This window comes from Flavobacterium algoritolerans (genome assembly GCF_030010385.1).
Lineage (GTDB): Bacteria > Bacteroidota > Bacteroidia > Flavobacteriales > Flavobacteriaceae > Flavobacterium > Flavobacterium algoritolerans.
This window is the reverse complement of record NZ_JASCRZ010000001.1, coordinates 500,593-525,642: the sequence shown is the minus strand read 5'-3', so window position 1 is coordinate 525,642 and position 25,050 is coordinate 500,593. Positions and strand designations below refer to the sequence as shown.

Here is a 25,050-nt window from a genome sequence, read left to right as displayed (position 1 = left end):
CGAATAACTTTTATGGAAGCGACAGTTACTACTGCAAATAGTGAAGAAAAAACTTGGGGAGGCGGCAATGAGCCAATGGGAGCAAGTTATGGCAAATTAATGATGTGGTTTTTTATCGTATCGGATGCTTTAACGTTCTCTGGATTTTTAGCAGCTTACGGTTTTTCTCGATTTAAATTTATTGAAACTTGGCCATTGGCCGATGAAGTGTTTACTCACTTCCCATTTATGCATGGAGTATCTGCTCCGATGTATTATGTGGCATTAATGACTTTTATTTTGATTTTTTCATCTGTAACAATGGTTTTGGCTGTTGATGCAGGTCATCAAATGAAAAAAAACAAAGTAGTTATTTACATGTTCCTGACCATTATTGGTGGTTTGATTTTCGTAGGATCTCAAGCATGGGAATGGAAAAATTTCATCAAAGGTGAATATGGTGCTATTGAAACAAAAGGAGGAAGTTTACTTCAGTTTGTGGATAAAGACGGCAACCGTGTTGCTTTAGCTGAGTTTGCAGCTACTTTACCTGAAGAAAGAGAACAATTGACAAGAAGTAAAGGAAAATGGTTTATGGATGAACCAAGCTTGCCTTCTTATTCAGTTGCTGAAGTACAAGCAGGTTTCAAAGCGCATCCTGAACTTTTAATCAGAACTGAGGTAATAACCAAAGAGAAGAAAAAAACAATTCTTTCAAGAGAAGAGTCTGAATTAAGATTGAGCCAAGCACATTATGTTGTTGAAGGCGCAAACTTGAAAAGAAACGAATACGGAAGTAAATTATTTGCTGACTTCTTTTTCTTTATCACTGGTTTCCACGGATTCCACGTTTTTTCTGGAGTAATCATAAATATTATCATATTTTTTAATGTGTTAATTGGAACTTACGAAAAAAGAAAAAGTTATGAAATGGTAGAAAAAGTGGGTCTTTATTGGCACTTTGTCGATTTAGTTTGGGTATTTGTATTTACAGTTTTCTATCTAGTTTAATTTCAAAAAGTAATTATCATGTCACACGAACACGTATCTAATATAGGTAGAATCTGGAAAGTTTTCGGAATATTATCTGCCGTTACTATTGTTGAAGTTTATTTGGGTATTTTAAAACCAGATTTTCTTTTCATGAATGATTTTTTAAGTATGAACTTACTTAATTGGATATTCTATGCTCTTACTATTTTTAAAGCCTATTACATTGTATATGCATTTATGCACATGGAAGGTGAAAAAAGTTCTTTAAGAAGTGCAGTTGTTTTTCCAGTAATTTTTCTGATATTATATTTACTCTTCATTCTTTTGACAGAAGGGGATTATATTTATGAGGTTTTTAAGAATTCTACCATAAAATGGAATTTTTAACAAGATATTAATTCAAAAAGAGGGTACGCATTGCGTACCTTTTTTTATTTTTGTACTTTAATAAGTATCATTACAATGAAAAAAAATATTGTCCTTTTCGTTCTTTTTATTTTACCTATAGTTGCCTACCTTTTTTTTGCTTCAGGTGTCAACGGATTTACTAAATTACCAACAATAACTCCTAATACTGCTGATTTAGGGAATTGGCAATCTTTAGACGGTCAAAAAGTTAGTTTGAACGGCAAAGTAACTATTCTCGGTTTTATGGGTACTGAGCTTTTAAAAAACAGAGGAAATCTTTTCAATTTAAATCAAAAAATTTATCAAAGGTATCATGAGTTCAAAGATGTTCAGTTTGTGATGATTTGTCCAACCGGAACTGAAAAAGATGCTAAAAAAGTGGTAGATGCTTTGGGCGCTTTTACTGATGTTGCCCAGTGGCGATTTGTATTCGCACCTACGGAAGAAATTAACGCCTATTATTCCCAATTAAAATTAGTGGAGAAATTAGATGAGAATTCTGGTACGCCAAAAGTCTACATCATTGATAAAAAACGAAATCTTCGCGGTCGAAAGCTTGTGAAAGATGCTAAAGAAGGATATAATACATTTCACCCGGCGGAGTTAAGTAACGAAATGCTGGATGATTTTAAAGTCATTCTTTATGAATATCGTGCAGCCCTTAAAAAGAACAATAACGCCACCAGAAAAATTTAATATTTTATGTTCAAAAATAAATCATACATAGGAATCTCTTTTATTATTTTGATTTTTGGGATTTATGCAGTTCCAAAAATAGTAGAGAGAATTAAAAACGATAAAGTGGTTCAAGGGGATAGACTAGACAGTGTTAATCCAGCAACTGCAGAAGAAGGGCAGTTAATTAAAATTGGTCCAGCACCTAAATTCGAATTAATAAATCAAGACAATAAGAAAATTACTAATGAAACGTACAAAGGAAAAGTGTATGTTTTAGAATTTTTCTTTTCCACCTGTCCAACGATTTGTCCAAAAATGAATGAAAGCATGTTGGTCTTGGAAAAGAGTTTTTTTGGAAATCCTAATTTTGGAATTGTTTCTATTACTATTGATCCAGAACATGACACGCCACAATTATTAAAAGAACATGCGAATCTTTTAGGAGTAAAATCGTCTAATTGGAATTTTTTAACTGGAGACAAAGCTTATATTTTTAATTTAGCCAATAAAGGTTTTAATCTTTATGCTGGTGAAAACAAAAAAGTTGCAGGTGGTTTCGAGCATTCAGGATTGTTTGCATTGATTGATAAAAATGGAAACATCCGTTGTAGAAATGATGATTTTGGAAATCCAATTTTATATTATGATGGTTTGGATAAAAAAGGAGTAAGAAACATTCAACAAGATATTAATATTTTATTAGAAGAATAAGAATGGAAAATAATTCGTTAGAGCAGAGATTCAGTAAGTTCATTATTGCAGTTTCAATTTTAATACCCGTTGTGGTTGCCATACTTTTTGGGGTTAAACTAAAAGATTTTGGATATAATGTAGAGCCACTTTCATTTTTGCCGCCAATCTATGCGACTACTAATGGAATTACAGCTATTATTTTAATCGCGGCTGTTGTAGCCATTAAAAACGGAAAAAGAAAACTTCATGAAAGATTGATGACGAGTGCAATTGCCTTGTCTGTTGCTTTTCTAGTGATGTATGTAGCATATCATATGACTTCTGATTCTGCTAAATTTGGTGGGGAAGGAATAATTAGATACGTTTATTTCTTTATTTTAATTACGCACATTGTTTTATCAATTGCCATTATTCCGATGGTTTTAATAACGTATGTTAGGGCATTGGCAGAAAATTTTGATAAGCATAAAAAAATCTCCAAAATTACTTTTCCTATCTGGTTATATGTTGCCGTAACTGGAGTAGTTGTTTATTTAATGATTTCACCGTATTATGTATACTAACGATTTAAGTAATAAAATTAAAGTGGTCAAAGCCCCTGGAAAAGTAAAAAGAAATGGTAAATCGTATCTTTTTTCTTTATTGTTAATTCTTGTTTTCAATCTCTTTTCGCTATCAGCAAATGCGCAATGTGCCATGTGTCGCGCTGCATTGACTAGTGAAGGAAATACAACTAAAGCAGCAGCGGTAAATGATGGGATTGTTTATTTAATGGTAATTCCATATCTTCTTGTTGCAGGAATTGGTTATGCTATCTATCGAATGAAAAAGAAAAAATCCTAAAAATTTCAATAGGAATATCAAAAGTCAATCTGAAAACAGTGTATTTCAGTTTAAAGGATACGGTTTACTGATTACTAAAAACTGACCACAGACCACTCTACTTCAATCCATCTACGGAAACATTTACGGTTCCTTTTACTTTTATAAAAGCAATAATTGCTTGATTTGTCAATTGGATTTTCTGAAATTGAATCTCTTCCATTTTTCCATTTACAAAAACGCCTTGCATAGGAGAGTAGTTTTTTAAATAAGTCATCATGCTTTTTTGACCTTCTTCAAGATTTGGTTTTATGGAGTAGCGACAACTTTGCTCTATTTTTCTTAAGATTAATCCTTGCGCTAACCAATTAGCAGTTCGCATTAATTTATTTTTTGTGTCCAAAGCATAATCCAATTGATCAAAATATACTTCTTTGGTTTTGTCGTTATATTGTGGAAAACCGGCTAAATAGATGGTTCCGTTTACAGAACCCAATACATCTAATGCAATTATCATTTTTCCGTTTTTGTGCCAAATAGCAACATTCTGAACTTTTACTTTCTTGGATCCTGAACCAAATTCTTGTCCGGCAAAATTCTTGGTCATTAGTTTTGATGCTTCCAGATAAGTAGAAACAGCAACAATGTTTGCCGTTATTTCCTGAGGGATTTTAGATACCGGTTTTAAAACAATTTTACTGGCATTAAATTTAGATTCCGGTTGCTTTCCTATTAATGTTTCCATGTTGCATTTCATTCCCATTTCCAATACAAAAGTGTCATTTTTGAGTTTGGCATTGGTAGAATAAATTTCAATAGGAACAATCCGAAGCCAGCTTTCATACGCATCGCTCATTTGAAAAGGAACACAAATTTTCTCTAAAGCCGCCAAAACATTCGGTTTGAAGTCCATTGATTTTGCAATAGCATCATCAATTTTCTTTTCTATTTTTGATTTGAAAAGCTTTATTCCGGGATTGATAAGATAAGTTACAGGAACATTTTTTCCAAAAACGGTCATTGTCGGACTTTCATTCCAATCCAATGATTTTAATTCCGTTTTGGTATTCATTTTCCAATTGGTCAAACCTACATCACTCAGTAAAGTTACGACGCCATCAAGATTAAATTCTTTAGTGTTGTATAATTCAACGCCCATTTTCTTAGTTCCAATCCTATATTTTACAATAGCTTTCAAAGGTAAGACGGTTCTGATTTTTTGACCATTGGCTCCGTTGTCATTCTTGATTGTGATTGGAGCTAGTTTCCAAATCTTCATTTCAATATCATCATCTTCAATATTGTTGTCTTCATAAATTAGCCCATTCAGGAGTGAGTTCGTTTGATTTTCGATATCCTTCAATTTTACGCTGATGGGCAAATTGATAAAGGAAGGAGTGTTCTCGTAAACCAAAGGTGTGGCATCGTCCGGTTCTGGTTTTAAAGTAGCTATTTTATTAGTTGTTGAACAGCTTGTTATCAGTGCGATAGACAGGATTATAAGTAGAGTTGAAAAGTATTTATGCATTTTATTTTAGTTTGATGAGGCAAAATTAGCAAAACAATTCTTTTTTAGGATTAATGTGTAACATTTTCACAACAATTAAGTCTTATGATTAAATTCCTGATAAAGGTATTAACGTTTTCTTATTACAATTTCTTTTAGAGAAGAATTAATATTGTTTTAAAATTAACATAATTATGATTGAAATTAAAGATTTACATAAATCCTATAAAATGGGAAATTCCGAATTACATGTATTAAAAGGAATTAATTTCAACATTAAAGAAGGGGAGTTGGTGGCTATTATGGGGTCTTCCGGTTCAGGAAAATCTACACTACTTAATATTCTTGGGATTCTTGACGAAGCGGATTCAGGGAATTATATTTTGGATAATGTGTCTATTAAAAATCTCAATGAAACTATTGCTTCAAGATATCGTAACAAGTTTTTAGGTTTTGTTTTTCAATCTTTCAATTTGATTAATTATAAAAGTGCTTTGGATAATGTGGCGATGCCATTGTATTATCAAGGTATAAAAAGAAAAGAACGCAATGAAATTGCCATGAATTTTCTGGAGAAAGTAGGTTTGTCTTCGCATTCTCATCACTTGCCAAATGAACTTTCCGGTGGGCAAAAACAACGTGTTGCCATTGCAAGAGCACTGGCGTCAAATCCGAAAGTATTATTGGCCGATGAGCCTACAGGAGCTTTGGATACCAAAACATCTTATGAGGTTATGGAGTTGATACAAGGGATTAATGACGAGGGAAAAACCATTTTGATTGTAACACACGAGCCTGATATTGCTGCTATGTGCAAAAGAAATGTAGTTTTAAAAGATGGCTTAATCATCGATGATAAATTAGTAGAACAAGTAAGAGCATCCGCTTATGTTTAATGTAGAACGCTGGCAGGAAATTTTTGAGGCAATTGCCAAGAACAAACTGAGAACGTTTCTCACGGGAATTTCTGTGGCTTCTGGAATTTTCATTTTAGTCATTCTTTTGGGTGCGGGCAAGGGACTTCAAAACGGAATTGAAAAACAGTTTGAACGTGATGCCGATGGATTAATTTCTGTGTGGTCTGGCACGACAACAAAAGGCTATAAAGGGTTAAATCCGGGTAGGCAAATTCAATTCAGAAATAGTGACTATGCTATTTCAGTTCAGAAATTCGGAGATCAATTAAACATAAAATCTGCAAATTATATTTTCTGGAACGGGGTTATGACTTATGGTAAAGAAACTGGAAATTACAGATTTATTGGGGTTTATCCCGATTATGTAAATGTAGAAAATGCAACTATTGTTCAAGGAAGATTTATCAATGAAAATGATTTAAAAAACAGCGAAAAAGTAACCGTTATTGGACAAAAAGTAAAGCTGGATTTATTTAAAGAAAAAAGTCCTATTGGTGAACAACTTGTGATTAATAATATCACCTTCAAAGTGGTTGGTGTTTTTACTGATCCAGCTGGAGAAAGAGAGGAGTCTAGGGTATATTTGCCAATAACCACAACTCAGCAAGCCTTTGGCGTAGGTGATAAAATCAGTAATTTGGATTTTACGCTCACAAAAAAAGACACTTATGAGGAAGCTTTAGCACAATCAACAAAATTTACGGAAGAGTTAGGACAATTATTGAGAAGTAAAAATATAATTGCACCAGATGATGAAAGTGCCATAGGAATTAATAATTCCATAAAAAATGCAAAACAGTTTTATGATTTAAATCTGTATATCCGATTGTTTTTTTGGTGGGTTGGAATTTGTACCATAATAGCTGGAGTTGTAGGAGTAAGTAATATTATGTTGATTATTGTAAAAGAAAGAACCAAAGAAATTGGTATTAGAAAAGCACTTGGAGCATCTCCGGTTTCTATTATTGGAATGATTTTGCACGAATCCATTTTTATTACGACAATAGCAGGATTTGTGGGGCTTTTATCAAGTTTATTATTGTTGGAATTAGTAGGTCCGCTAGTATCAAGCGATTATTTCTTGAATCCCGAAGTTGATTTTAGTATCGCTTTAACCACTTTGATATTATTAGTTGTAGCTGGCGCTTTAGCTGGATTTTTCCCTGCATACAGAGCCGCCAAAATAAAACCCATTGTAGCACTTAGAGACGAATAATTATGTTTGACAGAGATAAATGGAACGAGATTTTAGAAGCTTTAACTGCTAATACATTCAGGACGATTCTTACTGCGTTTGGTGTTTTTTGGGGAATATTTATTTTGGTAATATTACTCGCGGCAGGAAATGGATTAGAAAATGGCGTTAAAAAAGGGTTTGACGGAATTGCAACCAATACCATGTTTATGTGGTCACAAACTACTTCAAAACCGTTCAAAGGATTGCCTGCAACCAGACAATTTGACTTTAAAAACGTCGATGTTACTGCTTTGAAGGAGAATTTTCCAGATTTATTATACGTTTCACCCAGAAATCAATTGGGTGGTTTTGAAGGAGCAAATAACGTTGTTAGAGGAACAAAAACGGCGGCTTATACTATTTATGGGGATTACCCAGAGTTGATTAAGCAAGAATCGATGGATATTATAAAAGGACGTTTCGTAAATCAACAAGATATTGTATTGAAGCGTAAAGTTGCGGTTATTGGTCAGGGTGTAATAAGCGAAATGTATGAAAAAGCAGAAGAGGTTATTGGAACTTATATCAAGATTAACGGAGTGAATTTTATGGTTGTGGGTGTTTATAATTCAAAATCCAGAAATAATGGTGATGCTGAATCTGCTCAAAAAAATATTTTCATGCCATTTACTACCTTTCAACAAGCGTTTAATTATGGTGATACAGTAGGATGGATGGCGCTTACAGCTAATGATGATGCTTCAATTACAGAGTTAAAACCTAAAATTTTAGACTTCATGAAATCCAGACATTCGATACATCCTCAAGATGACAGGGCGATTGGGAATTTTGATTTGTTTCAGGAGTTCAGTAAAATACAAGGTTTGTTTCTTATTCTAAGATTCATTGCTTATTTTGTAGGGACATTGGTATTGCTTTCGGGCGTAATTGGTATTTCTAATATCATGTTGATTGTTGTCAAAGAACGTACCAAAGAAATAGGAATTCGAAGAGCTTTAGGTGCAACACCGGGTGCGATTCGTTCCCAAATATTATCAGAAGCTATTTTTCTGACTATCATAGCAGGAATGTTTGGAATTGCATTGGCCACAGGATTATTAGCAGTTTTAAATATGGTTTTAGAGTCGATGCCAAGTGAAGGAATGATGTTCGCGAATCCAAGTGTAGATTTGACAGTTGTATTTATTGCTTTGTTCATACTCATTGGTTCAGGTTTATTAGCAGGATTAATTCCGGCTCAAACTGCCATAAATGTAAAACCAGTAGACGCATTAAGAACAGAATAAAGTATCAATCAAAAATTATTTAATCGATTAAACATAAGCAAAATGAAAAAAGGATTAACCATAACTATTTTAATTACAATCGCACTAGTGTTCTTTGGTGCTTTGTATTATTTGTATGCCAAAAATCAGGAATCTCCAATTGTTTTTGAAACCGATAAGGCAGAAATAAAAACGATTGTAAAAAATACCATTGCAACCGGTAATATTGTTCCAGATGAAGAGGTGCTTATCAAACCTAATATTTCAGGTATTATTGAGGCGGTTTACATTAAGGCAGGTGAAAATATCAAAGCGGGTGATTTAATTGCAAAAATTAAAGTTGTTGCCAATGTATCTAACTTGAGTAATTCTCAAAATCAGGTTCAAACCTCCAAAATTGCTTTAGACAATCAGGAAAAAGTGTTTTTGAGACAAAAAACCTTATTTGATAAAGGTGTTATTTCGGCTAATGATTTTGATGCGGCTCAATTAGCATATAAACAAGCTAAACAGAGTTATAGCGCATCTCGACAAGGGTATGATATTGTGAAAACTGGAACAACTTCCGGACTGGGAAGTTATGCCAATACTTTGATTCGTTCTACAGTAAATGGAATGGTGCTGGATGTTCCGGTAAAAGTAGGAAACCAAGTAATTGAAAGCAATAATTTCAACGAAGGAACAACTATAGCAAGTGTTGCCGATGTTGGGCGTATGATATTCGTTGGAAAAATTGACGAATCAGAAGTAGGTAAAATAAAAGAAAAATTGCCAATCGAAATTACTGTTGGTGCCATAGAAAACAAAAAATTTGATGCGGTTCTGCAATACATTGCCCCAAAAGGTAAAACAGAAAATGGAGCAATTCAATTCGAAATAAAAGCATCTTTGACCAATAGAGACGATACTTTTATCAGAGCAGGTTTAAGCGCAAATGCCTCGATTATTTTGGAAAAAGCAGATAAAGTTTTAGCGATAAAAGAATCTCTAATTCAATTTGATAAAAAAACACAAAAACCATATGTAGAGATTGAAACCGGAGTACAAAAATTCACAAGAAAAGATTTAGTCTTGGGTGTCAGTGATGGGATTTATGTCGAAATTAAGAGCGGAATTAAAGCTTCGGATAAAATAAAAGTATGGAATCAAGGTCTAAAAAATGAAGAAGTGAAGCCTTAAAAATACACTCAAAAAAGAATTTTAGTTTTTAAAAAAATGTTAAATATGTGTAGTACCTTTGCTACACTTTCATTCAAAATATATGAAAAAAAATAGTTGTATCAGTTTCGTTTTTATCGTGCTGTTTGGTTTGTCCGTTCAGGGACAATCCAAAAAATGGACTCTGGAAGAATGCGTAAAATATGCCATACAAAATAATATCTCCATCAAACAATCCGAGTTAGATACTAAAACGGCGGCCATTGATAAAAAAGGAGCGATTGGAAATTTCCTTCCATCATTGAACGCCAGTGCTTCTCATTCCTGGAATATTGGTTTGAATCAGGATATTACAACAGGACTTTTGCGTAATCAAACGACTCAGTTTACGTCTGCTGGAGCAAATGTGGGAGTGGATATTTATAAAGGTTTACAAAACCAAAACACATTGCGTAAAGCCAATCTTTCGATAGTTGCGGCGAAGTATCAGTTGCTTAAAATGCAGGAAGATGTCGCATTGAATGTTGCCAATGCTTTTTTACAGGTGCTTTTTAATAAAGAAAATTTAAAAGTGCAAAAAGAACAATTGGGGATTAATGAAAAGCAATATGCACGTTCAGAAGAATTAGTTAAAGCGGGATCTATTCCACGTGGCGATTTATTGGACATAAAAGCTACAGTGGCATCAAACAACCAAAATGTTATTGCTGCTGACAATGCGTTATTGATTTCAAAATTAAGTTTAGCGCAATTATTACAGTTGAAAGACTTTGAAAATTTTGATGTTGTTGATGATACTGATGTTAAAGATGAAAATAATATTATGGCGCAATCTGCGGCTACTATTTATGATAAAGCCAAAGAGGGTAGAACTGAATTGAAAATTGCAAGAACTAATTTAGAGATTGCGCAAAAAAATGTAGAAATTGCCAAAGGAGCTTTTCAGCCTACTTTACAAGGTTTTTACAGTTTTAATAGTAGGGTTTCGTATGCAGATGTTCCTGCATTTGACAGTATGGGAAATGTAATTGGTACAAGAAGTCCAGCGCCATTTTTTGATCAATTCAGTGATAATAAAGGACAATCTTTTGGAGCTCAATTATCAATTCCTATATTTAATGGATTTTCAGCTAAAAATAATGTGGAGCGTTCTAAAGTAAGTTTAGAAAGATCAAAAATTGCTGTTGAGCAACAAGATTTAGATTTACAAAGAAATGTTTTTACGGCATTTGCAGATGCAAAAGGAGCGCTGAATGCTTACGAATCTTCGGTTGTAGCACTTGAATCGAGACAAGGAGCGTATGATTATGCCAAAGAAAAATATGCAGTAGGTTTGATGAATTCTTTTGATTTTAATCAATCTCAAACCTTACTTACAAATGCACAATCAGATGTTCTTAGAACGAAATACGATTATATTTTTAAAATTAAAATATTAGAATTCTATTTTGGAATTCCACTTATCAAAAACTAATTTATCATGTCAAAGAAAACAATTTATATCCTAATAGGCGGAGCAATAGTACTTATCGCTGCGTTGATAGCACTTTCAAAATCTGGAGTTATCGGAAATAAGGACAAAGGAACTGAAGTTGAAATCGCCCAAGTTATCCCAACAACTATTGTTGAAACGGTTTCGGCAACAGGAAAAATTCAACCAGAAATTGAGGTTAAAATTTCATCTGAGGTATCAGGGGAGATTATTTCTTTAAACGTAAAAGAAGGACAAGTCGTAAAGAAAGGGGACTTATTGGTCAAAATAAATCCAGATTTGTATACTTCGGGTTACAATCGTTCAGTTTCAAATTTATCAGGAACCAGAGCAAATTTGAGTCAGGCCGATGCTTCTTTTAAGGAATCTAAATCAAGTTACGACCGAAATAAAACATTATTCGATAAAGGAATTATTTCAAAGTCGGATTGGGATAAAGCAGTTGCCTCTTATGAAGTGGCTAAAGCTGCAAAGCAAACGGCTTATTTTAATGTTCAAAGTGCTTCGGCTACTGTAAATGAAGCCAAAGACAATTTAGGACGTACTACAATCTATGCACCGGCAGATGGAACAATTTCGATGCTAAACGTAGAATTAGGAGAGCGTGTTTTAGGAACACAACAAATGACCGGGACGGAGATTTTGAGAGTGGCCAACTTGAATAATATGGAGGTTGAAGTAGATGTTAATGAAAATGATATTGTGAAAATAAAAGTAGGTGATGATGCTAATGTTGAAGTTGATGCGTATCTAAAAAAACAATTTAAAGGTGTCGTAACTAGTATTTCTAATTCAGCGAGTTCCGCTTTGACAGCAGATCAGGTTACTAATTTTAAAGTTAAAGTAAGAATCCTTAAAGAATCGTATCAAGATTTATTAGAAGGAAAACCGGATACGTATTCTCCTTTTAGACCAGGAATGACGGCAACTGTTGATATCATTACAGAAACAAAAACGAATGTGTTGTCTGTGCCGATTAGTTCCGTTGTGGTAAAATCAGATACGACAGCTGTAAAAGAAATTAAAGTCGAAGATCCTAATGAGGAGCAAAAAGGAGCTGCGCCAAAAAGTGATAAGAAATTTGAATGCGTATTTGTAAAAGTGGGTGATAAAGCTAAAATTAGAATCATCAAAACCGGAATTCAAGACGATACAAATATTGAGGTTTTAACAGGTCTAAAAAAAGGAGATGTTGTTATAACCGGACCTTACAGTACCGTTTCGAAGGACTTAAATTCTGGAGATAAGGTTACACTAAAAACGGATAAGGATAAAGCAGAAAGCAAGAAATAAAATAATACACTAATATTTTAAAAATCACAATCATGGAATACATTTCATGATTGTGATTTTCAAGTTAAAATAAAATCTGAAAATTGGAATACATTCTCAACATCGAAACCGCTACGAAAAACTGTTCTGTTGCTCTTGCAAAAGGCGGAAAAACTATTGTATGCAAAGAAATTGCCGAAGAAGGATATTCTCATGCAGAACGACTTCATGTTTTTATTGAAGAAGTTATAAAGGAGGCGGGAATTACGCTCAATGATTTATCAGCCATCGCAGTGAGTCAGGGTCCAGGTTCTTATACCGGATTGAGAATAGGAGTTTCAGCAGCCAAAGGACTTTGTTACGCATTGGATATTCCATTAATTGCGGTAGATACTTTGCAGGCTTTGGCGTCACAAGTGACCATTTCCAGCGGATTGATTATCCCTATGATTGATGCTCGAAGAATGGAAGTGTATAGCGCTGTTTTTGCTCCAAATTACGAGCGAAAAAGAGAAGTTCTTGCCGAAATAATTACAGAGAATTCATTTGAGGATTTGGAGGAAAAACTTTATTTTGTTGGTGATTGTGCTGAAAAATGCAAGTCGGTTTTGGCTAAAGAAAATTATATTTTCCTTGACGAAATTGTATATCCTTCTGCCAAAGAAATGAGTGCGATAAGTTTTGAAAAATTCAAAAAAAGCGACACTGTAGATGTCGCCTATTTTGAACCGTATTATTTGAAAGACTTTATGATTACGACTTCAAAGAAGTAATTTTTGATTAAGAATTATCTGGGGATGATTCTCTTACGTATGGCTGTATAACTATTCCGGCAGTATCAAATGCCAGTTTACAGCTTTCTAAAGTTTCAGAGAAAACGACACCATAATCTTCATTATTTGCCCATGGCCTCACCGCAAGCTGAATGGCATTGTCAGTTAAGTTTTTTACAGAAACTTCGGCAGCAGGAGTTTGAAGTACTTTTGGATTGTTTTTTAAAATGGCAGTAATTATCTCTTTCACTTTTTTAATATCCGTATCATAGGAAATAGCGATGGTCAAATCGGCTCTTCTGATTTTTTGCAAAGAATAATTGATAATGTTTCCATTTGACAAAGCTCCGTTCGGCACAAAAATAGTTTGATTATTAGCTGTAATTAGTTTGGTTACAAATATTTGTATTTCACTCACGGTTCCAATTACCCCTTGTGCTTCAATGGTATCATGTACCTTGAAAGGTTTGAAGAGAATAATCAACATACCACCAGCAAAATTTGATAACGAACCTTGAAGTGATAAGCCTACTGCAAGTCCCATTGCACCAAGAATAGCAACAAATGACGAAGTTTCTATTCCTAGATTTGAAATGAAAGTCACAAACAAAAGTACTCTCAAAACCCAAAGTAAAATATCGGCAAGGAACTTTGTCAAAGTAGGATCTAAATCTCTTTTTATCATTAGTTTTCTAATGAATCTGTTGATAAGCCGAATGGCGTAAAGACCAATAAATAAAATGACAAAGGCAGAAATAATTTTTGGCGAATAATCAACCAGTACAGTGATAAATGTATTGGCATAATCAGTTAACTGATTTGGATTTAAGTTCATTTTTTATTTAATAAAAAACCTTCCCAAAAGAGAAGGTTAAGTTTGAAGTGCAAAAATACAAATAAATTATTTTTTTATAAATTAATCTGCGTCTTCTTCTATTTTATTTATAGTTTCTTTAGCTTTTTCAGTGGCGTCTGCATCACCGTCATTTGCTAATTCACTTGCTTTTTCAGAAACAGTTTCGACAGCATCAGTAGCTATAGTTTTAGTTTCATTTGCTATTTCTTCTACTTTTTCTGTTGCTGTAGCCGTTTTTTCTTTTACGGATTCTACTGCTTTCTCAGAATGTTCAGTGACAGTTTCTTTTGCATGACCAGCAAAATCTTCTACTTTATCTATAATTGGAGCTGCAGTTTCTTTTACTTTTTCAAATGTTTCTTCAACAAAAGTTTCGGCTTTTTCAAGGTAAGGAGTTGCAGTTTCTTTTGCTTTTTCAAATGTTTCTTCTGCAAATGTTTCCGCTTTTTCTAGGTATGGCGCAGCAGTTTCTTTTGCTTGCTCAAAAGTAGTTTCGGCTTTGTCAGCTAATTCGCTGGCAGTTTCTTTGGCTGAGCCAAAGAAATTTTTAAAAAATGAAGATAGTCCCATGGTATTTTTATTTGATTAGTCTTACAATATTAAACAATTTTTTCTAGGATTACTTTATTAAACCATTAATAATTTGCTGAAAATCAGTATTTGGCATTAACTGTGTCCAGTTTTGGTAAACATAAAACAACGTTTGTGTATTTGGCGTACAAATAAAAAAGGAATACTTGATATTTTTTGGTTCCAGCCAGTTACCATCCAGTTTGAAAATACAAATGAATATCTGATGCTAGAAAGTATTGCAACAAATAACTGTAATAACCGCTAAAAATAAAAAAAACGTTCGCCACGGCGAACGCTTAAATGAATCGGTCAAATTAATCTATTCGAGTTCGAAAGTTAATTTTAGGTTTACTCTATATTCTGTGATTTCACCTCCACTTACGGCTGCACTGTGGTCTTTAATGTACACAGAACGTATGTGGTTTATGGTTTTAGCTGCCTTTGCAACTCCTTTTCGAGCTGCATCTTCCCAACTTATATCTGAACTGGAAAGCACTTCAATTACTTTTAATACTGACATAATTTCTATTTGTTAAGTTAAAGATTAAATGTACCTATTTTATTTAAAATTTCAATTTAAAAAGGTAATTATTTTAATGTAACTATAACATTGTCAATTGAATATGTATTTTTTTTGTTTTATTTATGCGTTTACAGCTTCCACTTTAATTCCCTCGTCGTTCAGCATACTTTTCAGCATGTTTTCGATACCGCTTTTTAGAGTAAATGTTGATGACGGACAACCGCTGCAAGCTCCTTGAAGGATTACCTTTACGGTCTTGTCAGTTTCGTTATACGAATCGAATGCAATATTTCCACCGTCAGCTTGTACGGCAGGTTTTACATATTCCTCTAATATGTTGATGATTTGTTGTGAAGTCACATCCAGATTATCAAACTCTTTAGCTTTGGTATCTTCTTCAGCTGTTGCTGCTTGAATGAAATTTTCATCTAGGACTGTCCCGCCGTTTTCAATATATTGCTTGATGAAGCTTCTCAATTCCAATGTTATTTCCTGCCATTCATTGATTTCATATTTAGTAACTGAGATGTAGTTTTCATCAATGAAAATCTCTTTTACATAAGGAAATTTAAAAAGCTCTTTTGCTAATGGTGATGCGCCAGTTTGATCGATGTTTTTGAATTCAATAGCATTCTTAGTCAACATTTTGCTCACTACAAACTTCAATGCCGCTGGATTTGGAGTGGTTTCTCCATAAACGGTCACAGGCTGTTTCTTGGTTTTGTTTTCGTCAATAGTAATGATTGTTCCGCCATTGTTTATAAATGTTTCCATTTGTTCCGCTACGGCATCCTTGACATCGTCCCATTCAACAATACTATATTTTTCGATTGCTATAAAATTTCCTGAGATGTAAATTGTTTTTACAAACGGAAGATAAAATAATTGTTGCGCTAGTGGAGACGTTTTTGCTTCATCAATGTTTTTGAATTCAAAACTTTCATTTTGAGTTATAAAATCTTGAAATTCAAACTTTAATATAGTTGGGTTTTGTGTTTCTTTTATGCTAACTTTGTTCATGACTTTTAAATTTTTACAAATTTACTAAAGTTATTTTCTATGAATAACTATATTTGAGTTTTTAATGAATAAATTAACTTTAGTTTAATTTTTAGATAAACTGTTTTTCCTTGTTTCTATAAAACTTTTATTGATTTAGAATTATTCATTCTTATTAAAAAGTAATTAAATGTATAATAAAATTAAATTTTTATCTGCTCTTTTTTTTATATCCTTTTATTCCTTTTCGCAGGAAGGAATCCCAGTTTATTCAGATTACCTTTCAGATAACTATTACTTAATTCACCCTTCAATGGCTGGTGCTTCAAATTGTGCCAAAATTAGGTTGACAGGTCGTAAGCAATGGTTTGATCAGCAAGATGCACCAGAGCTTCAAACATTAAGTTTTAATGGAAGAGTAGGGGAAAAAGCAGGTGCCGGAATTATACTTTTCAATGATAAAAATGGATATCATTCTCAAAAAGGAGTCAAATTTACTTATGCCTATCATTTGATGTTTTCAAGAAATGAAATTGATTTGAACCAACTGTCTTTTGGAATCAGTGCGGGATTAATTCAAAGTCAATTAGACGAAACGGAGTTCATGCAATCGGGTGATTTTGATCCAATTATTGATGGAACTGTCGTGCAAAAGGATTCTTATTTTAATGTAGATATCGGAGCATCATACAACTACTTGGATTTTTACGCTCATGCTACGGTAAAAAATGCTATAGAAACCAGAAGAGATATTTACACGGAATATGAAAGTGATAATTTAAGAAAGTACTTGTTGAGTGCCGGTTATATCTTTGGTGACAGAGACAAAATATTATGGGAACCTTCTATTTTATTCCAAATGGTAGACCAAACGAAAGAAAAATCCATTGATATTAACTTTAAAGCCTACAAGACGTTAGATTTTGGAAAGCTTTGGGGTGGATTATCCTATAGAAGAAGTTTTGATGGTGCAGAATATATGAATGGAAATTCTGTTTCGAAACAAAAGCTCCAATATATTACTCCAATAGTTGGTGTTAACTTTGACAAATTTATGTTTGCCTACACGTATTCTCAATTAACGGGTGCGGTTAAATTCGATAATGGTGGTTATCACCAAATTACTTTAGGAATCGATTTGTTCTGCAAACCTGTAAAATACGATTGCAACTGCCCGGCAATTAATTAATATTTATCCTTTTTTCATGCTAATTAAATCTGTTAACGGTAAGTCACCTTCAATTCCTGAGGATTGTTATGTTGCGGAAAATGCCACTATTGTAGGCGATGTTTCTTTTGGAGAAAATTGTAGCGTTTGGTTTAACGCCGTAATTAGAGGAGATGTAAATTTCATCAAAATTGGCAATAAAGTAAACATACAAGATGGTGCAGTTATTCATTGTACCTATAAAAAATACCCAACAATTATAGGGAATAATGTTTCCATTGGTCATAATGCCATTGTGCACGGTTGTACAGTTCACGATAATGTGCTTATAGGAATGGGAGCGATTGTTATGGACAATTGTGTTATCGAAAGTAATTCTATTGTGGCTGCCGGTGCGGTTATTACCCAAAATACAGTTGTAGCTTCGGGTACAATTTGGGCAGGAGTTCCTGCTAAAAAAGTGAAAGATATTGACCAATCTGATTTTGCTGGCGAAATCGAACGCATTTCGAATAATTATGTGATGTATTCCAGTTGGTTTAAAGACGAAGAGTAATCTATTTCACTTTTCAATAATTAAAAGAATGGGCAAGAAAAAAGACAAAGCTTCACACATATTAAATACTTCGGCAACGCTACTTGGAATTTGTTTTATAGTTCTTACCTCAATCCATTTGAATGATATTAAAGAAACTACTATAGTTGATCAACTCATCGCAGTATCTATTGTTATGTTTATGATCAGTAGTATTCTTTCTTTTTTATCGATGCGAAATACTAAAAAGCCTAGTGAGAAAATGGAAAAGACTGCAGATATAATTTTTTTGACAGGACTTTTCTCTTTGCTTATTATCACAATGTTGATTACCCTGAATATTATTAAATAATGGTTTCTAATGAATTCAAGAAACTATAAATTAATTTTCTCAAAGAAAGAGTTCTTGTAGCTTTCACTAATCGGGATTCTTTTTTCGGCAATGATTACTTTATTTTTCTGGATTGATTTCACGTGTTTTATATTGATGATATACGATCTGTGAATTCTCGCAAATCCTTTGGATGAAAGCAAATTCTCCAGTTTTATAAGGCTGATTAATGTTAGCGTAAACTTATTATCAGTGGTGTATATTTTGACATAATCTTTCAATCCTTCGATAAATAAAATATCCGAAAAATTCAATTTTACATTTTCATATTCGGCTCTTACAAACATAAAATCTTGTTCGATTTCAGGAGTAGAAATGGGATTGTTATTTGCGGGTAAAATTTGTGGATTGAAAATTTGTTGTGCCCGTAAAACGGATTTTAAAAACCGATGAAACGGAATAGGCTTTACTAAATAATCGACTGCGCCAAGATTAAATCCTTCAACAGCATAATTAGAATACGCTGTCGTAAATATGATTAACGGCTTTTTTTCTATGGCATTAATAAAATCAATTCCTGAAAAATGAGGCATTTCTATGTCTAAAAAAATCAAATCAACATTAGACTGATTGATTATCGAAATGGCATCAATCGCGTTTGTGAATGTGTTTACCAGTTCAAGAGAATCTACTTTGCTCACAAATTCTTTAAGCAAATCAACCGCTAATGGTTCGTCATCTATAATTACACATTTCATCTTTTCTGTTTTTTATTTAAAATTTGGAACAACTAAAATTAATATCAAGTTTCCTAATTAAAAGAAGTTTGAATCTGGTCTAGTTTTAAATTTAAATGAACACTGTAATTACTGTCGGTTTCAATGATAGTGAGCTGGTGTGCATTAGGATAAAGGAGATTCAGACGACTTTCAATATTGGTCATTCCTATTCCTGAATTTTCCGGATCTTTTCGGTGATTTTCGATTTTGTTTTCTACCCAAAAATCTAAAATATTTTCTTCAATTGTTATTTTAATTTTTACAAAAGCAGCTCCTTTATAATCAGTACCATATTTGAAAGCATTTTCAATAAATGAAATTAAAAGCAACGGCTCAATGTATTTGTTTTTTGTCTCGCCATGAATATTGATGGTGATATTTTCAATATTATTCAAGCGCAGTTTTTGCAGCTCAAGATAGTTTTTAATGTAATTGATTTCTTTTTCTAAAAACACCGATTTATTATCGGTTTCATACAACATATACCGCATCATTTCTGACAAAGTTACAATTGCATCCGGAACTAAATCGGATTTTTTATAGGCTAATGAATAAATGCTATTCAAGGAATTAAATAAAAAATGGGGATTGGTCTGTTTTCTTAGATAATTTAATTCTGTTGAAGTCCTGTGCGTTTCGGCAATTAACTTGTTTTGCTGATTGTTGTATAACTCAGACAAAGTTTTAATAATTGTACTAATTGTAATGATTAATATATAGAAAAAAGAAGGCACAATTTTAAAAAAAAACGGTTGTTTCCTTTTGAAATTCGGGTTTAATAAAATCTCTTTCCCGGATGAATTAATCATTCTGAAAGGCCTCATGTTTTGAAATTCGGGCATAAAGAAATTAAACCGAACAATCATAAAAAGGGTTATTAATGCAATTACAATCGTGAAATATTGCCAGTATTTCTTTTGCAAAAGCAATAAAGGGACTAGGTATAAATAATTCAGATAAAATAATAGGATTCCGGTAGTCCACTGGACATAGAAATCAATACCAATGCTAAAAGGACTTTCGTAAAACTGAATTAGTGAGGCAACAATGAAGAAACACCAAATCATACTATGAAAAAGTATTTGGTTTAAATTGTTATTTTTAATTCCTTCTATGTTCATCTAGATTTTTACAGCTAATAAAAATAAATCTTTTTTTGTTACCGTAGGCGATAAATCGTCTTTCAATTTTTGTAACACTAAGTTTCCAACTTTCAGCGCTTCTTCTTCCGTTTTGAAGCTTTTGTTTTCGCTGATAACAGGAATTATAGTTTGTTTTATTATAATTTTCTCATTGTTAGTTATGCAATAACCCCAGCCTGTAGCCGTTTTTAAAGATTGTACGTTTAAGTTTTCACTTTTGTTACAACAAATAAATAGGAACAAACCCAATAGAAAAAGTACTTTGTTTTTTGTGTTTACTAAAGAAAAATTCTTCTGGATTGTAGCCCAGAAGAATATATTGGTTGTATTAATTGTCGTCATCGTTTTGTTCTTCTAAAGGTTTAAATTCCCATGAATCATCAAAATAAGAGGTTCCGGTTCTTCCCAGCATCACAAATCCTCGTTGGTTAATAGAGAAACCTATTGCATCTGTTCTGGCTGATCCTTCAAGCGGAGTTCTTTCTAACCAAATATCAGTTGTTGGATTGTATTCCCAAATCGATTTTGAGCTTTCTCCACAGGCTACATATCCTAATCCATTCATAGAAAAACTGGTTGCATTAGAACGCAAAATTACATAGTCATCATTGTAATCATTATCGTCATCAGTGTCTTGGTCAATATCTCGTTTTCTTGTCCATACATCAGTTGCTGGATCAAACATCCAAAAATCGGCTTGGTAAGCTCCGTTATTTATTCCTGTCCCAAAATAAGCTTTATCGTCAATTACAAAAACAGTTGCATTTCGTCTTTTATTTCCGCTAAAACCATTTGCCAATGACCAAGAATCTGTAGTTGGGTCGTATTGATAAAAGTCTTTCAGATAATTCCCATCATAACCGGTTCCAAAATACGCTTTACCACCCACTTGAAATCCTACAGCCGAATAGCGCGCTGTTCCTGCAAAATCAGTTTTTTGCATCCAAGTATTGCTACTAGGGTCATATTCATAAAAATCCTTTAATTTATTAGTACCATCATAACCAAGACCTATGTAGCCTTTTTCGTTTAACTCAAATCCTGAAGCCGAACTTCTTGCAACTCCTATAAAATCAGCTTTTTGCTCCCAATAATCGCCTGTCGAATTGTAAGTCCAAAGGTCTTTTAAAAATTCATCTCCGGTATATCCTGTAGTTACAAAGGCATAAGTGCCAATTACAAAACTCGTGGCGCTTGATCTGGCTGGTCCGTCAAAAGAAGATTTTTTAATCCAGTTTCCAATTAAATCGTCGGAGTCATCATCATTACTGCAGCCCGTAAATACCAAACTTGCAAAAAGTGTAGTGAACAATATTCCTTTTTTAAAACTATTCATAATTTAGTGTATTTATTAATGTTTGTATTTTATTCCAATGTTAAAAATGTAGCCGTTAGTGCTGTTAAAATCAAGTTTTGAGTCGCCACTGTTGTTTGTTAGATTGTATTTTTTGTTAAATTCATAGCCTCCTTTTAAACTAACAAACCAGTTTGAATCCATATTTCTTTCATATTCCAATGCCGAAGTCATTTGTGAAAAGCTCACTTTTGTAGCTGCATTCAAATGGTCAAGAACTTCAGGTTTGTCTAGGTTGTAAAAATTTCCATTGAAACTATTTGTCAAACTGAAACTATTTCGTGTGTTATTTGAATACGAGAATGTGGAGTTTGGAAAGCCAACTTCAACAAACGCATTAGGGCTGATTTGATGATAAAAAGAAAAAGTAGGCAGTGTTTCCGGTTTGCCAAAAAGTATCATCCTTTTTACTCCAATGCTGATTGCATTTGAGCGATTGAAAGAATGAGTTATTTCTAAGCCACCTAAAAGAGATACATCAGAAAGTCCAATATTACTCTCAAAATTAACTGTTGGATTGATTTCTAAATTCAGTTTTGTAGCACCGTTTAGTTGATGAGATAGTTTAAATTCATTTTCGAAACCGTTAAACTGATTCAGACTATTTTGTAAATCATAATTTTCTAATGAATAATCGACTCCAATATTTTTGTACTTGAAGGTGTTGGTTATTTTATTTTTCGAATCAATATTTTTAAAAAAAGTTACTCCAATTCCAGTTTCATGTATTGTAATTTTCTCCGTTGGTTGTGTTTTTATATTTAACTCTAAGGAATATCCGCTTTGGGCCGATACATTAAGAATTGTAATCATAAACAACAGATTTGCTAAAGTCTTTATTCTCATAATTTTTTTATTGATTCAAAAGTAGATACGTTATCCAATTAAAAAAAAGAAGATATATGTACCGCCCAAATTCATAGACTAACTGGGCATTTGTAGGGTCGAATGAATTATTACCTACAGGATCTTAATTGTAGACCAGAATCGCCATTTTATAGACACAAAACTTCTGGCGGTATATGTTATTATGCGGTATAAAGTGGTCTCCTATATATTTGTTCAAAAAACATTTATGTATAAGGTATTGTTGTTGCTGGTTTTTGGACTTATAATAACTTCGTGTAATTCTGATGTTGACGCTGGAGAATTTGTTGTTGGTTCTGATTATTTATCGGTTAGTAATAAAGTGATATTGATTGATACTGTAACTGTTGATGTTGCTACCATTAATTATGATTCATTAGTGACCTCCAGTCAGAGTAGGATTTTGGTAGGGAATTATGACGATCCTGTTTTTGGAAAAGTAAAATCAGACAGTTATTTTCAAATGTCAGCTACAAGTTACAGTCTGTATAATGAGAGTTCAGATACTGATGCTCCAAATTATGTGTTCGATTCCATTAGAATGGTTTTAAAAGAAGATAAGTATTTCTACGGAGACACAACAAAAGTGCAATCTCTCAGCATTCATAGATTGACACAAAAGGTTAAACCAAACTCAGAAGATGATAGTTTTTACAATAATTCCAGCTTAAGTTATGATGTTCAAAGTCTCGGTAGCATTTCATTTAAACCAAAACCCAATAGTAAGGACTCCGTAGTTGTGAAACTGAATAATGAATTTGGGAATGCTCTTTTTCTAAAATTGAAAAAACTTGAAATATCAGATTTTGATGAGTTTACAGAATATCTCAAAGGATTTGTTATCAAGTCAACATCGGGAACTTCTTCTAGTATAGTCGGTTTCAATATGTCTAGCGTACTGCGGTTGTATTATTCAAAATACCAGGGCGATTCAGAAACTTCATTGATTAAAAACTTCTCTATTTTGGATGTCTCCAAGCAATTTAATAATATTACTTTGAATAGAACTGGAACACAAATTCAGGATTTACCTGTTTCATCCAGTAAGCTGTCCAGTTTACAAACGGGGAATAAAGCTTTCATTCAATCAGGGACAGGACTTGCATGCCGAGTAGATTTTCCTAACATAAAACAATTGAAATACCTCTCTGAAAAAGGGGCACTTGTAAATGCTGAATTAATCATAAAACCAGTAATTAACACCTATTCAATTGCTTATCCTTTAGTGGATTCTTTGCGTGTTTTTGTAGGGGATAAATTAAATAGAATCAAAGGAACGCTAAATACAGTAGATGGATCGGCTGTTTATGGACTTTTAAATGCTACAAGTGATGAATTCAATGAGAATATTGGGTATAAAATTTCGATTGGCGCTTTTTTACAAGCTGAAATGCTAAAGGAATCAGACGCTAGATCTTCCTTAATTCTCACATTACCCAGTATTTCAAAAGCGGTTGACAGACTGGTTTTAGGTGATCGGAAAAATGCCAACAACAAAATTCAATTGAAAATTTATTATATTTCTTATTAGATGAAAAATAAAATAGCATTCTTAGGTTTGTTTCTTTTTATAACAACAGTTTCGTTTTCACAAAGTATTTCCAGTTCTCCATATTCATTGTATGGTTTAGGAAGTTTATATGATTCAGATTTTGGTTCGATTCCTGGAATAGGTTCTTCGGGTATAGCTCTGCCTTCAAATCGATTTATCAACAATTTAAATCCAGCTTCTTTAGGGTTCATGTATCAAAACCACTTTTTGTTTGACATAGGAGGGAAAGCTATCTTGTCGAGTTACGAAAACAATTCAAAAAAAGAAAGTCGGAATAACCTTCAATTTTCACATATTGCTTTTGCTTTTCCAGTGTCGCCAAAATCAGCTTTTAGTTTGGCACTGAAGCCTTATTCGAGTTCTACATTCAAAATATCTAATTTATCATTGCCAATTCAGGATAGCCAGGAAAACTATACTTTGAATGCTACCGGAACAGGTGGATTGAATGATTTTGATGTTTCCTATGGCTATAGAATTGGTAAAAAAATAGCATTAGGGCTTTCTACTTCTGTTCTCTTTGGAAATACTACAGATGATAGAGATTATAGTATTGCTAATTCGGTAACGAATATTTATAAAAAGACAAATTACAATGGCGTCAGGGCATCTCTGGGAGGCCAGTTCAAAGTTGATTCTACTTTTACTTTGGGAATGAATTTGAAATCACCCACAAAAATAAATGCAACTAAAGTACAATCCGTAACTTCAGTTTTTAATTCAGGATCTTTGGCTATTGAGTCAGAGGTTGCATCGGATACGTATGATTACTATATGCCATTAGAGATAGGAGTGGGTTTAAGCAAGGTTTTTAAGAATAACTTAAATCTGACACTTGATTACGGAAAAGGGTTGTGGAATAGCACCAATCAATCTGATTTGTATGGAAATTTTGTAAACCAGGATAAGTTTGCATTGGGGTTTTCTTACTGTAAGCCAAATAATATAAGAAGCTACTCTGATAGGATTCAATATTCAACAGGATTCAATTATGATACCGGTTACCTCGAAGTTGATAATAAGAGAATTAATGCTATGTCATTTTCGGTTGGAGTTTCACTTCCCATTGAAAATACGTTTTCAGCACTGAATATCAGCTATTCTTTTGGTCAAAAAGGTAGAATCAGTGATGGACTAATCAAAGAAAATTATCATAAATTGTCTCTTAATTTAAGTTTAGACGGTATTTGGTTTGTCAAAAGAAAATTTGAGTAGC

The 25,050-nt window shown here is 33.1% G+C and carries 28 protein-coding genes; 18 read left to right on the top strand and 10 right to left on the bottom strand.

The window, feature by feature from the left end; all coding sequences use genetic code 11:
* Positions 1–12 precede the first annotated feature (12 nt).
* The 6 genes from QLS65_RS02320 (at position 13) to QLS65_RS02295 (ending at position 3,594) form a co-directional block, all read left to right on the top strand.
* The gene (locus tag QLS65_RS02320; RefSeq protein WP_121342861.1) at positions 13–990 is read left to right on the top strand and encodes a cytochrome c oxidase subunit 3; all 978 of its coding nucleotides are present in this window, start codon (positions 13–15) and stop codon (positions 988–990) included.
* A gap of 18 nt (positions 991–1,008) precedes the next feature.
* Positions 1,009–1,359 carry a cytochrome C oxidase subunit IV family protein gene (locus tag QLS65_RS02315; protein ID WP_099714321.1) on the top strand — a complete coding sequence of 117 codons (351 nt, stop codon included), beginning with the start codon at positions 1,009–1,011 and terminating at the stop codon, positions 1,357–1,359.
* Positions 1,360–1,434: 75 nt separating this feature from the next.
* Entirely contained in the window at positions 1,435–2,076 is a 642-nt protein-coding gene (locus QLS65_RS02310; RefSeq protein WP_282714963.1) for a thioredoxin domain-containing protein, read from the top strand.
* A gap of 6 nt (positions 2,077–2,082) precedes the next feature.
* Positions 2,083–2,769, top strand: a complete 687-nt coding sequence (locus QLS65_RS02305; protein WP_282710829.1) for an SCO family protein — start codon at positions 2,083–2,085, stop codon at positions 2,767–2,769.
* A 2-nt stretch (positions 2,770–2,771) separates the two neighbouring features.
* Entirely contained in the window at positions 2,772–3,314 is a 543-nt protein-coding gene (locus tag QLS65_RS02300) for a DUF420 domain-containing protein (RefSeq protein ID WP_282714961.1), read from the top strand.
* Positions 3,304–3,594: a hypothetical protein gene (locus QLS65_RS02295; protein ID WP_282710828.1), complete on the top strand. Its 291-nt coding sequence runs from the start codon at positions 3,304–3,306 to the stop codon at positions 3,592–3,594. The genes QLS65_RS02300 and QLS65_RS02295 overlap by 11 nt, the downstream gene beginning before the upstream one ends.
* 97 nt (positions 3,595–3,691) lie before the next feature.
* Here the strand turns inward: QLS65_RS02295 and QLS65_RS02290 are convergent, their stop codons facing one another.
* A complete protein-coding gene (locus tag QLS65_RS02290) occupies positions 3,692–5,101 on the bottom strand; it encodes a DUF4403 family protein (RefSeq protein WP_282714959.1) in 1,410 nt (469 codons plus the stop codon).
* A gap of 173 nt (positions 5,102–5,274) precedes the next feature.
* Between QLS65_RS02290 and QLS65_RS02285 the strand changes: the two genes are divergently transcribed.
* From QLS65_RS02285 to tsaB, 7 genes are all read left to right on the top strand, one after another.
* Positions 5,275–5,976, top strand: coding sequence for an ABC transporter ATP-binding protein (locus tag QLS65_RS02285; protein WP_282710826.1), 702 nt, complete (start codon positions 5,275–5,277; stop codon positions 5,974–5,976).
* The gene (locus QLS65_RS02280; protein WP_282714958.1) at positions 5,969–7,213 is read left to right on the top strand and encodes an ABC transporter permease; all 1,245 of its coding nucleotides are present in this window, start codon (positions 5,969–5,971) and stop codon (positions 7,211–7,213) included. Before QLS65_RS02285 ends, QLS65_RS02280 begins: the two co-directional genes overlap by 8 nt.
* 2 nt (positions 7,214–7,215) lie before the next feature.
* The gene (locus QLS65_RS02275; protein WP_099714329.1) at positions 7,216–8,481 is read left to right on the top strand and encodes an ABC transporter permease; all 1,266 of its coding nucleotides are present in this window, start codon (positions 7,216–7,218) and stop codon (positions 8,479–8,481) included.
* A 42-nt stretch (positions 8,482–8,523) separates the two neighbouring features.
* Positions 8,524–9,639: an efflux RND transporter periplasmic adaptor subunit gene (locus tag QLS65_RS02270; RefSeq protein ID WP_282714955.1), complete on the top strand. Its 1,116-nt coding sequence runs from the start codon at positions 8,524–8,526 to the stop codon at positions 9,637–9,639.
* Positions 9,640–9,721: 82 nt separating this feature from the next.
* Positions 9,722–11,092, top strand: a complete 1,371-nt coding sequence (locus QLS65_RS02265; protein WP_282710825.1) for a TolC family protein — start codon at positions 9,722–9,724, stop codon at positions 11,090–11,092.
* Between the two features lie 6 nt (positions 11,093–11,098).
* Positions 11,099–12,403 (top strand): efflux RND transporter periplasmic adaptor subunit, encoded by a 1,305-nt coding sequence (locus tag QLS65_RS02260; RefSeq protein ID WP_099714332.1) that lies wholly within the window; start codon positions 11,099–11,101, stop codon positions 12,401–12,403.
* Between the two features lie 83 nt (positions 12,404–12,486).
* On the top strand, positions 12,487–13,155 hold the full coding sequence (gene tsaB, locus QLS65_RS02255) for a tRNA (adenosine(37)-N6)-threonylcarbamoyltransferase complex dimerization subunit type 1 TsaB (RefSeq protein ID WP_282714953.1): 669 nt from the start codon (positions 12,487–12,489) through the stop codon (positions 13,153–13,155).
* A 7-nt stretch (positions 13,156–13,162) separates the two neighbouring features.
* On the opposite strand, the gene QLS65_RS02250 is transcribed toward tsaB, so the two are convergent.
* The 4 genes from QLS65_RS02250 to QLS65_RS02235 all read right to left on the bottom strand — a co-directional run bounded on the left by QLS65_RS02250 (position 13,163) and on the right by QLS65_RS02235 (position 16,127).
* A complete protein-coding gene (locus QLS65_RS02250) occupies positions 13,163–13,990 on the bottom strand; it encodes a mechanosensitive ion channel family protein (RefSeq protein ID WP_099714334.1) in 828 nt (275 codons plus the stop codon).
* A gap of 81 nt (positions 13,991–14,071) precedes the next feature.
* Complete coding sequence (locus QLS65_RS02245) at positions 14,072–14,581, bottom strand: YtxH domain-containing protein (RefSeq protein ID WP_282714951.1); 510 nt, start codon at positions 14,579–14,581, stop codon at positions 14,072–14,074.
* Positions 14,582–14,903: 322 nt separating this feature from the next.
* Positions 14,904–15,104 carry a dodecin family protein gene (locus tag QLS65_RS02240; RefSeq protein WP_282714950.1) on the bottom strand — a complete coding sequence of 67 codons (201 nt, stop codon included), beginning with the start codon at positions 15,102–15,104 and terminating at the stop codon, positions 14,904–14,906.
* 123 nt (positions 15,105–15,227) lie between these two features.
* Entirely contained in the window at positions 15,228–16,127 is a 900-nt protein-coding gene (locus QLS65_RS02235) for a NifU family protein (RefSeq protein WP_282710821.1), read from the bottom strand.
* A gap of 169 nt (positions 16,128–16,296) precedes the next feature.
* Between QLS65_RS02235 and QLS65_RS02230 the strand changes: the two genes are divergently transcribed.
* The 3 genes from QLS65_RS02230 to QLS65_RS02220 are packed head-to-tail and all read left to right on the top strand — an operon-like array spanning position 16,297 to position 18,161.
* Complete coding sequence (locus tag QLS65_RS02230; protein ID WP_282710820.1) at positions 16,297–17,295, top strand: PorP/SprF family type IX secretion system membrane protein; 999 nt, start codon at positions 16,297–16,299, stop codon at positions 17,293–17,295.
* 16 nt (positions 17,296–17,311) lie between these two features.
* Complete coding sequence (locus QLS65_RS02225) at positions 17,312–17,830, top strand: gamma carbonic anhydrase family protein (protein ID WP_282714949.1); 519 nt, start codon at positions 17,312–17,314, stop codon at positions 17,828–17,830.
* A gap of 28 nt (positions 17,831–17,858) precedes the next feature.
* Positions 17,859–18,161, top strand: a complete 303-nt coding sequence (locus tag QLS65_RS02220; protein ID WP_121342853.1) for a hypothetical protein — start codon at positions 17,859–17,861, stop codon at positions 18,159–18,161.
* Positions 18,162–18,184: 23 nt separating this feature from the next.
* Here QLS65_RS02220 and QLS65_RS02215 read toward each other — a convergent pair whose 3' ends face one another.
* From QLS65_RS02215 to QLS65_RS02195, 5 genes are read right to left on the bottom strand one after another with little or no spacing between them, the layout of a single operon-like run.
* Complete coding sequence (locus QLS65_RS02215; protein WP_282714948.1) at positions 18,185–18,898, bottom strand: LytR/AlgR family response regulator transcription factor; 714 nt, start codon at positions 18,896–18,898, stop codon at positions 18,185–18,187.
* 53 nt (positions 18,899–18,951) lie between these two features.
* Positions 18,952–20,040, bottom strand: coding sequence for a sensor histidine kinase (locus QLS65_RS02210; protein WP_282714947.1), 1,089 nt, complete (start codon positions 20,038–20,040; stop codon positions 18,952–18,954).
* Entirely contained in the window at positions 20,041–20,403 is a 363-nt protein-coding gene (locus QLS65_RS02205) for a DUF4907 domain-containing protein (protein WP_282714946.1), read from the bottom strand. It lies immediately after the preceding gene.
* Entirely contained in the window at positions 20,390–21,397 is a 1,008-nt protein-coding gene (locus tag QLS65_RS02200; protein ID WP_282714945.1) for a Kelch repeat-containing protein, read from the bottom strand. Before QLS65_RS02200 ends, QLS65_RS02205 begins: the two co-directional genes overlap by 14 nt.
* A 15-nt stretch (positions 21,398–21,412) precedes the next feature.
* A complete protein-coding gene (locus QLS65_RS02195) occupies positions 21,413–22,261 on the bottom strand; it encodes a DUF6268 family outer membrane beta-barrel protein (RefSeq protein ID WP_282714944.1) in 849 nt (282 codons plus the stop codon).
* Positions 22,262–22,490: 229 nt separating this feature from the next.
* Here QLS65_RS02195 and QLS65_RS02190 point away from each other — a divergent pair, with 229 nt between their 5' ends.
* A complete protein-coding gene (locus QLS65_RS02190) occupies positions 22,491–23,813 on the top strand; it encodes a DUF4270 family protein (protein ID WP_282714943.1) in 1,323 nt (440 codons plus the stop codon).
* Complete coding sequence (gene bamG, locus QLS65_RS02185; protein WP_282714942.1) at positions 23,814–25,049, top strand: BamG family beta-barrel-assembly machinery protein; 1,236 nt, start codon at positions 23,814–23,816, stop codon at positions 25,047–25,049. It abuts the gene before it with no gap.
* The last annotated feature ends 1 nt before the right edge of the window (position 25,050 follow it).

Coding starts and splice junctions, on each gene's coding strand:
- QLS65_RS02315 (WP_099714321.1), top strand. CDS start 1,009: ATGTCACACGAACACGTATCTAATATAGGTAGAATCTGGAAAGTTTTC.
- QLS65_RS02200 (WP_282714945.1), bottom strand. CDS start 21,397: ATGAATAGTTTTAAAAAAGGAATATTGTTCACTACACTTTTTGCAAGT.
- QLS65_RS02320 (WP_121342861.1), top strand. CDS start 13: ATGGAAGCGACAGTTACTACTGCAAATAGTGAAGAAAAAACTTGGGGA.
- QLS65_RS02235 (WP_282710821.1), bottom strand. CDS start 16,127: ATGAACAAAGTTAGCATAAAAGAAACACAAAACCCAACTATATTAAAG.
- QLS65_RS02220 (WP_121342853.1), top strand. CDS start 17,859: ATGGGCAAGAAAAAAGACAAAGCTTCACACATATTAAATACTTCGGCA.
- QLS65_RS02245 (WP_282714951.1), bottom strand. CDS start 14,581: ATGGGACTATCTTCATTTTTTAAAAATTTCTTTGGCTCAGCCAAAGAA.
- QLS65_RS02240 (WP_282714950.1), bottom strand. CDS start 15,104: ATGTCAGTATTAAAAGTAATTGAAGTGCTTTCCAGTTCAGATATAAGT.
- QLS65_RS02210 (WP_282714947.1), bottom strand. CDS start 20,040: ATGAACATAGAAGGAATTAAAAATAACAATTTAAACCAAATACTTTTT.
- bamG (WP_282714942.1), top strand. CDS start 23,814: ATGAAAAATAAAATAGCATTCTTAGGTTTGTTTCTTTTTATAACAACA.
- QLS65_RS02310 (WP_282714963.1), top strand. CDS start 1,435: ATGAAAAAAAATATTGTCCTTTTCGTTCTTTTTATTTTACCTATAGTT.
- QLS65_RS02285 (WP_282710826.1), top strand. CDS start 5,275: ATGATTGAAATTAAAGATTTACATAAATCCTATAAAATGGGAAATTCC.
- QLS65_RS02225 (WP_282714949.1), top strand. CDS start 17,312: ATGCTAATTAAATCTGTTAACGGTAAGTCACCTTCAATTCCTGAGGAT.
- QLS65_RS02215 (WP_282714948.1), bottom strand. CDS start 18,898: ATGAAATGTGTAATTATAGATGACGAACCATTAGCGGTTGATTTGCTT.
- QLS65_RS02250 (WP_099714334.1), bottom strand. CDS start 13,990: ATGAACTTAAATCCAAATCAGTTAACTGATTATGCCAATACATTTATC.
- QLS65_RS02190 (WP_282714943.1), top strand. CDS start 22,491: ATGTATAAGGTATTGTTGTTGCTGGTTTTTGGACTTATAATAACTTCG.
- QLS65_RS02270 (WP_282714955.1), top strand. CDS start 8,524: ATGAAAAAAGGATTAACCATAACTATTTTAATTACAATCGCACTAGTG.
- QLS65_RS02260 (WP_099714332.1), top strand. CDS start 11,099: ATGTCAAAGAAAACAATTTATATCCTAATAGGCGGAGCAATAGTACTT.
- QLS65_RS02305 (WP_282710829.1), top strand. CDS start 2,083: ATGTTCAAAAATAAATCATACATAGGAATCTCTTTTATTATTTTGATT.
- QLS65_RS02230 (WP_282710820.1), top strand. CDS start 16,297: ATGTATAATAAAATTAAATTTTTATCTGCTCTTTTTTTTATATCCTTT.
- QLS65_RS02205 (WP_282714946.1), bottom strand. CDS start 20,403: ATGACGACAATTAATACAACCAATATATTCTTCTGGGCTACAATCCAG.
- QLS65_RS02275 (WP_099714329.1), top strand. CDS start 7,216: ATGTTTGACAGAGATAAATGGAACGAGATTTTAGAAGCTTTAACTGCT.
- QLS65_RS02265 (WP_282710825.1), top strand. CDS start 9,722: ATGAAAAAAAATAGTTGTATCAGTTTCGTTTTTATCGTGCTGTTTGGT.
- QLS65_RS02295 (WP_282710828.1), top strand. CDS start 3,304: ATGTATACTAACGATTTAAGTAATAAAATTAAAGTGGTCAAAGCCCCT.
- QLS65_RS02195 (WP_282714944.1), bottom strand. CDS start 22,261: ATGAGAATAAAGACTTTAGCAAATCTGTTGTTTATGATTACAATTCTT.
- QLS65_RS02280 (WP_282714958.1), top strand. CDS start 5,969: ATGTTTAATGTAGAACGCTGGCAGGAAATTTTTGAGGCAATTGCCAAG.
- QLS65_RS02300 (WP_282714961.1), top strand. CDS start 2,772: ATGGAAAATAATTCGTTAGAGCAGAGATTCAGTAAGTTCATTATTGCA.
- QLS65_RS02290 (WP_282714959.1), bottom strand. CDS start 5,101: ATGCATAAATACTTTTCAACTCTACTTATAATCCTGTCTATCGCACTG.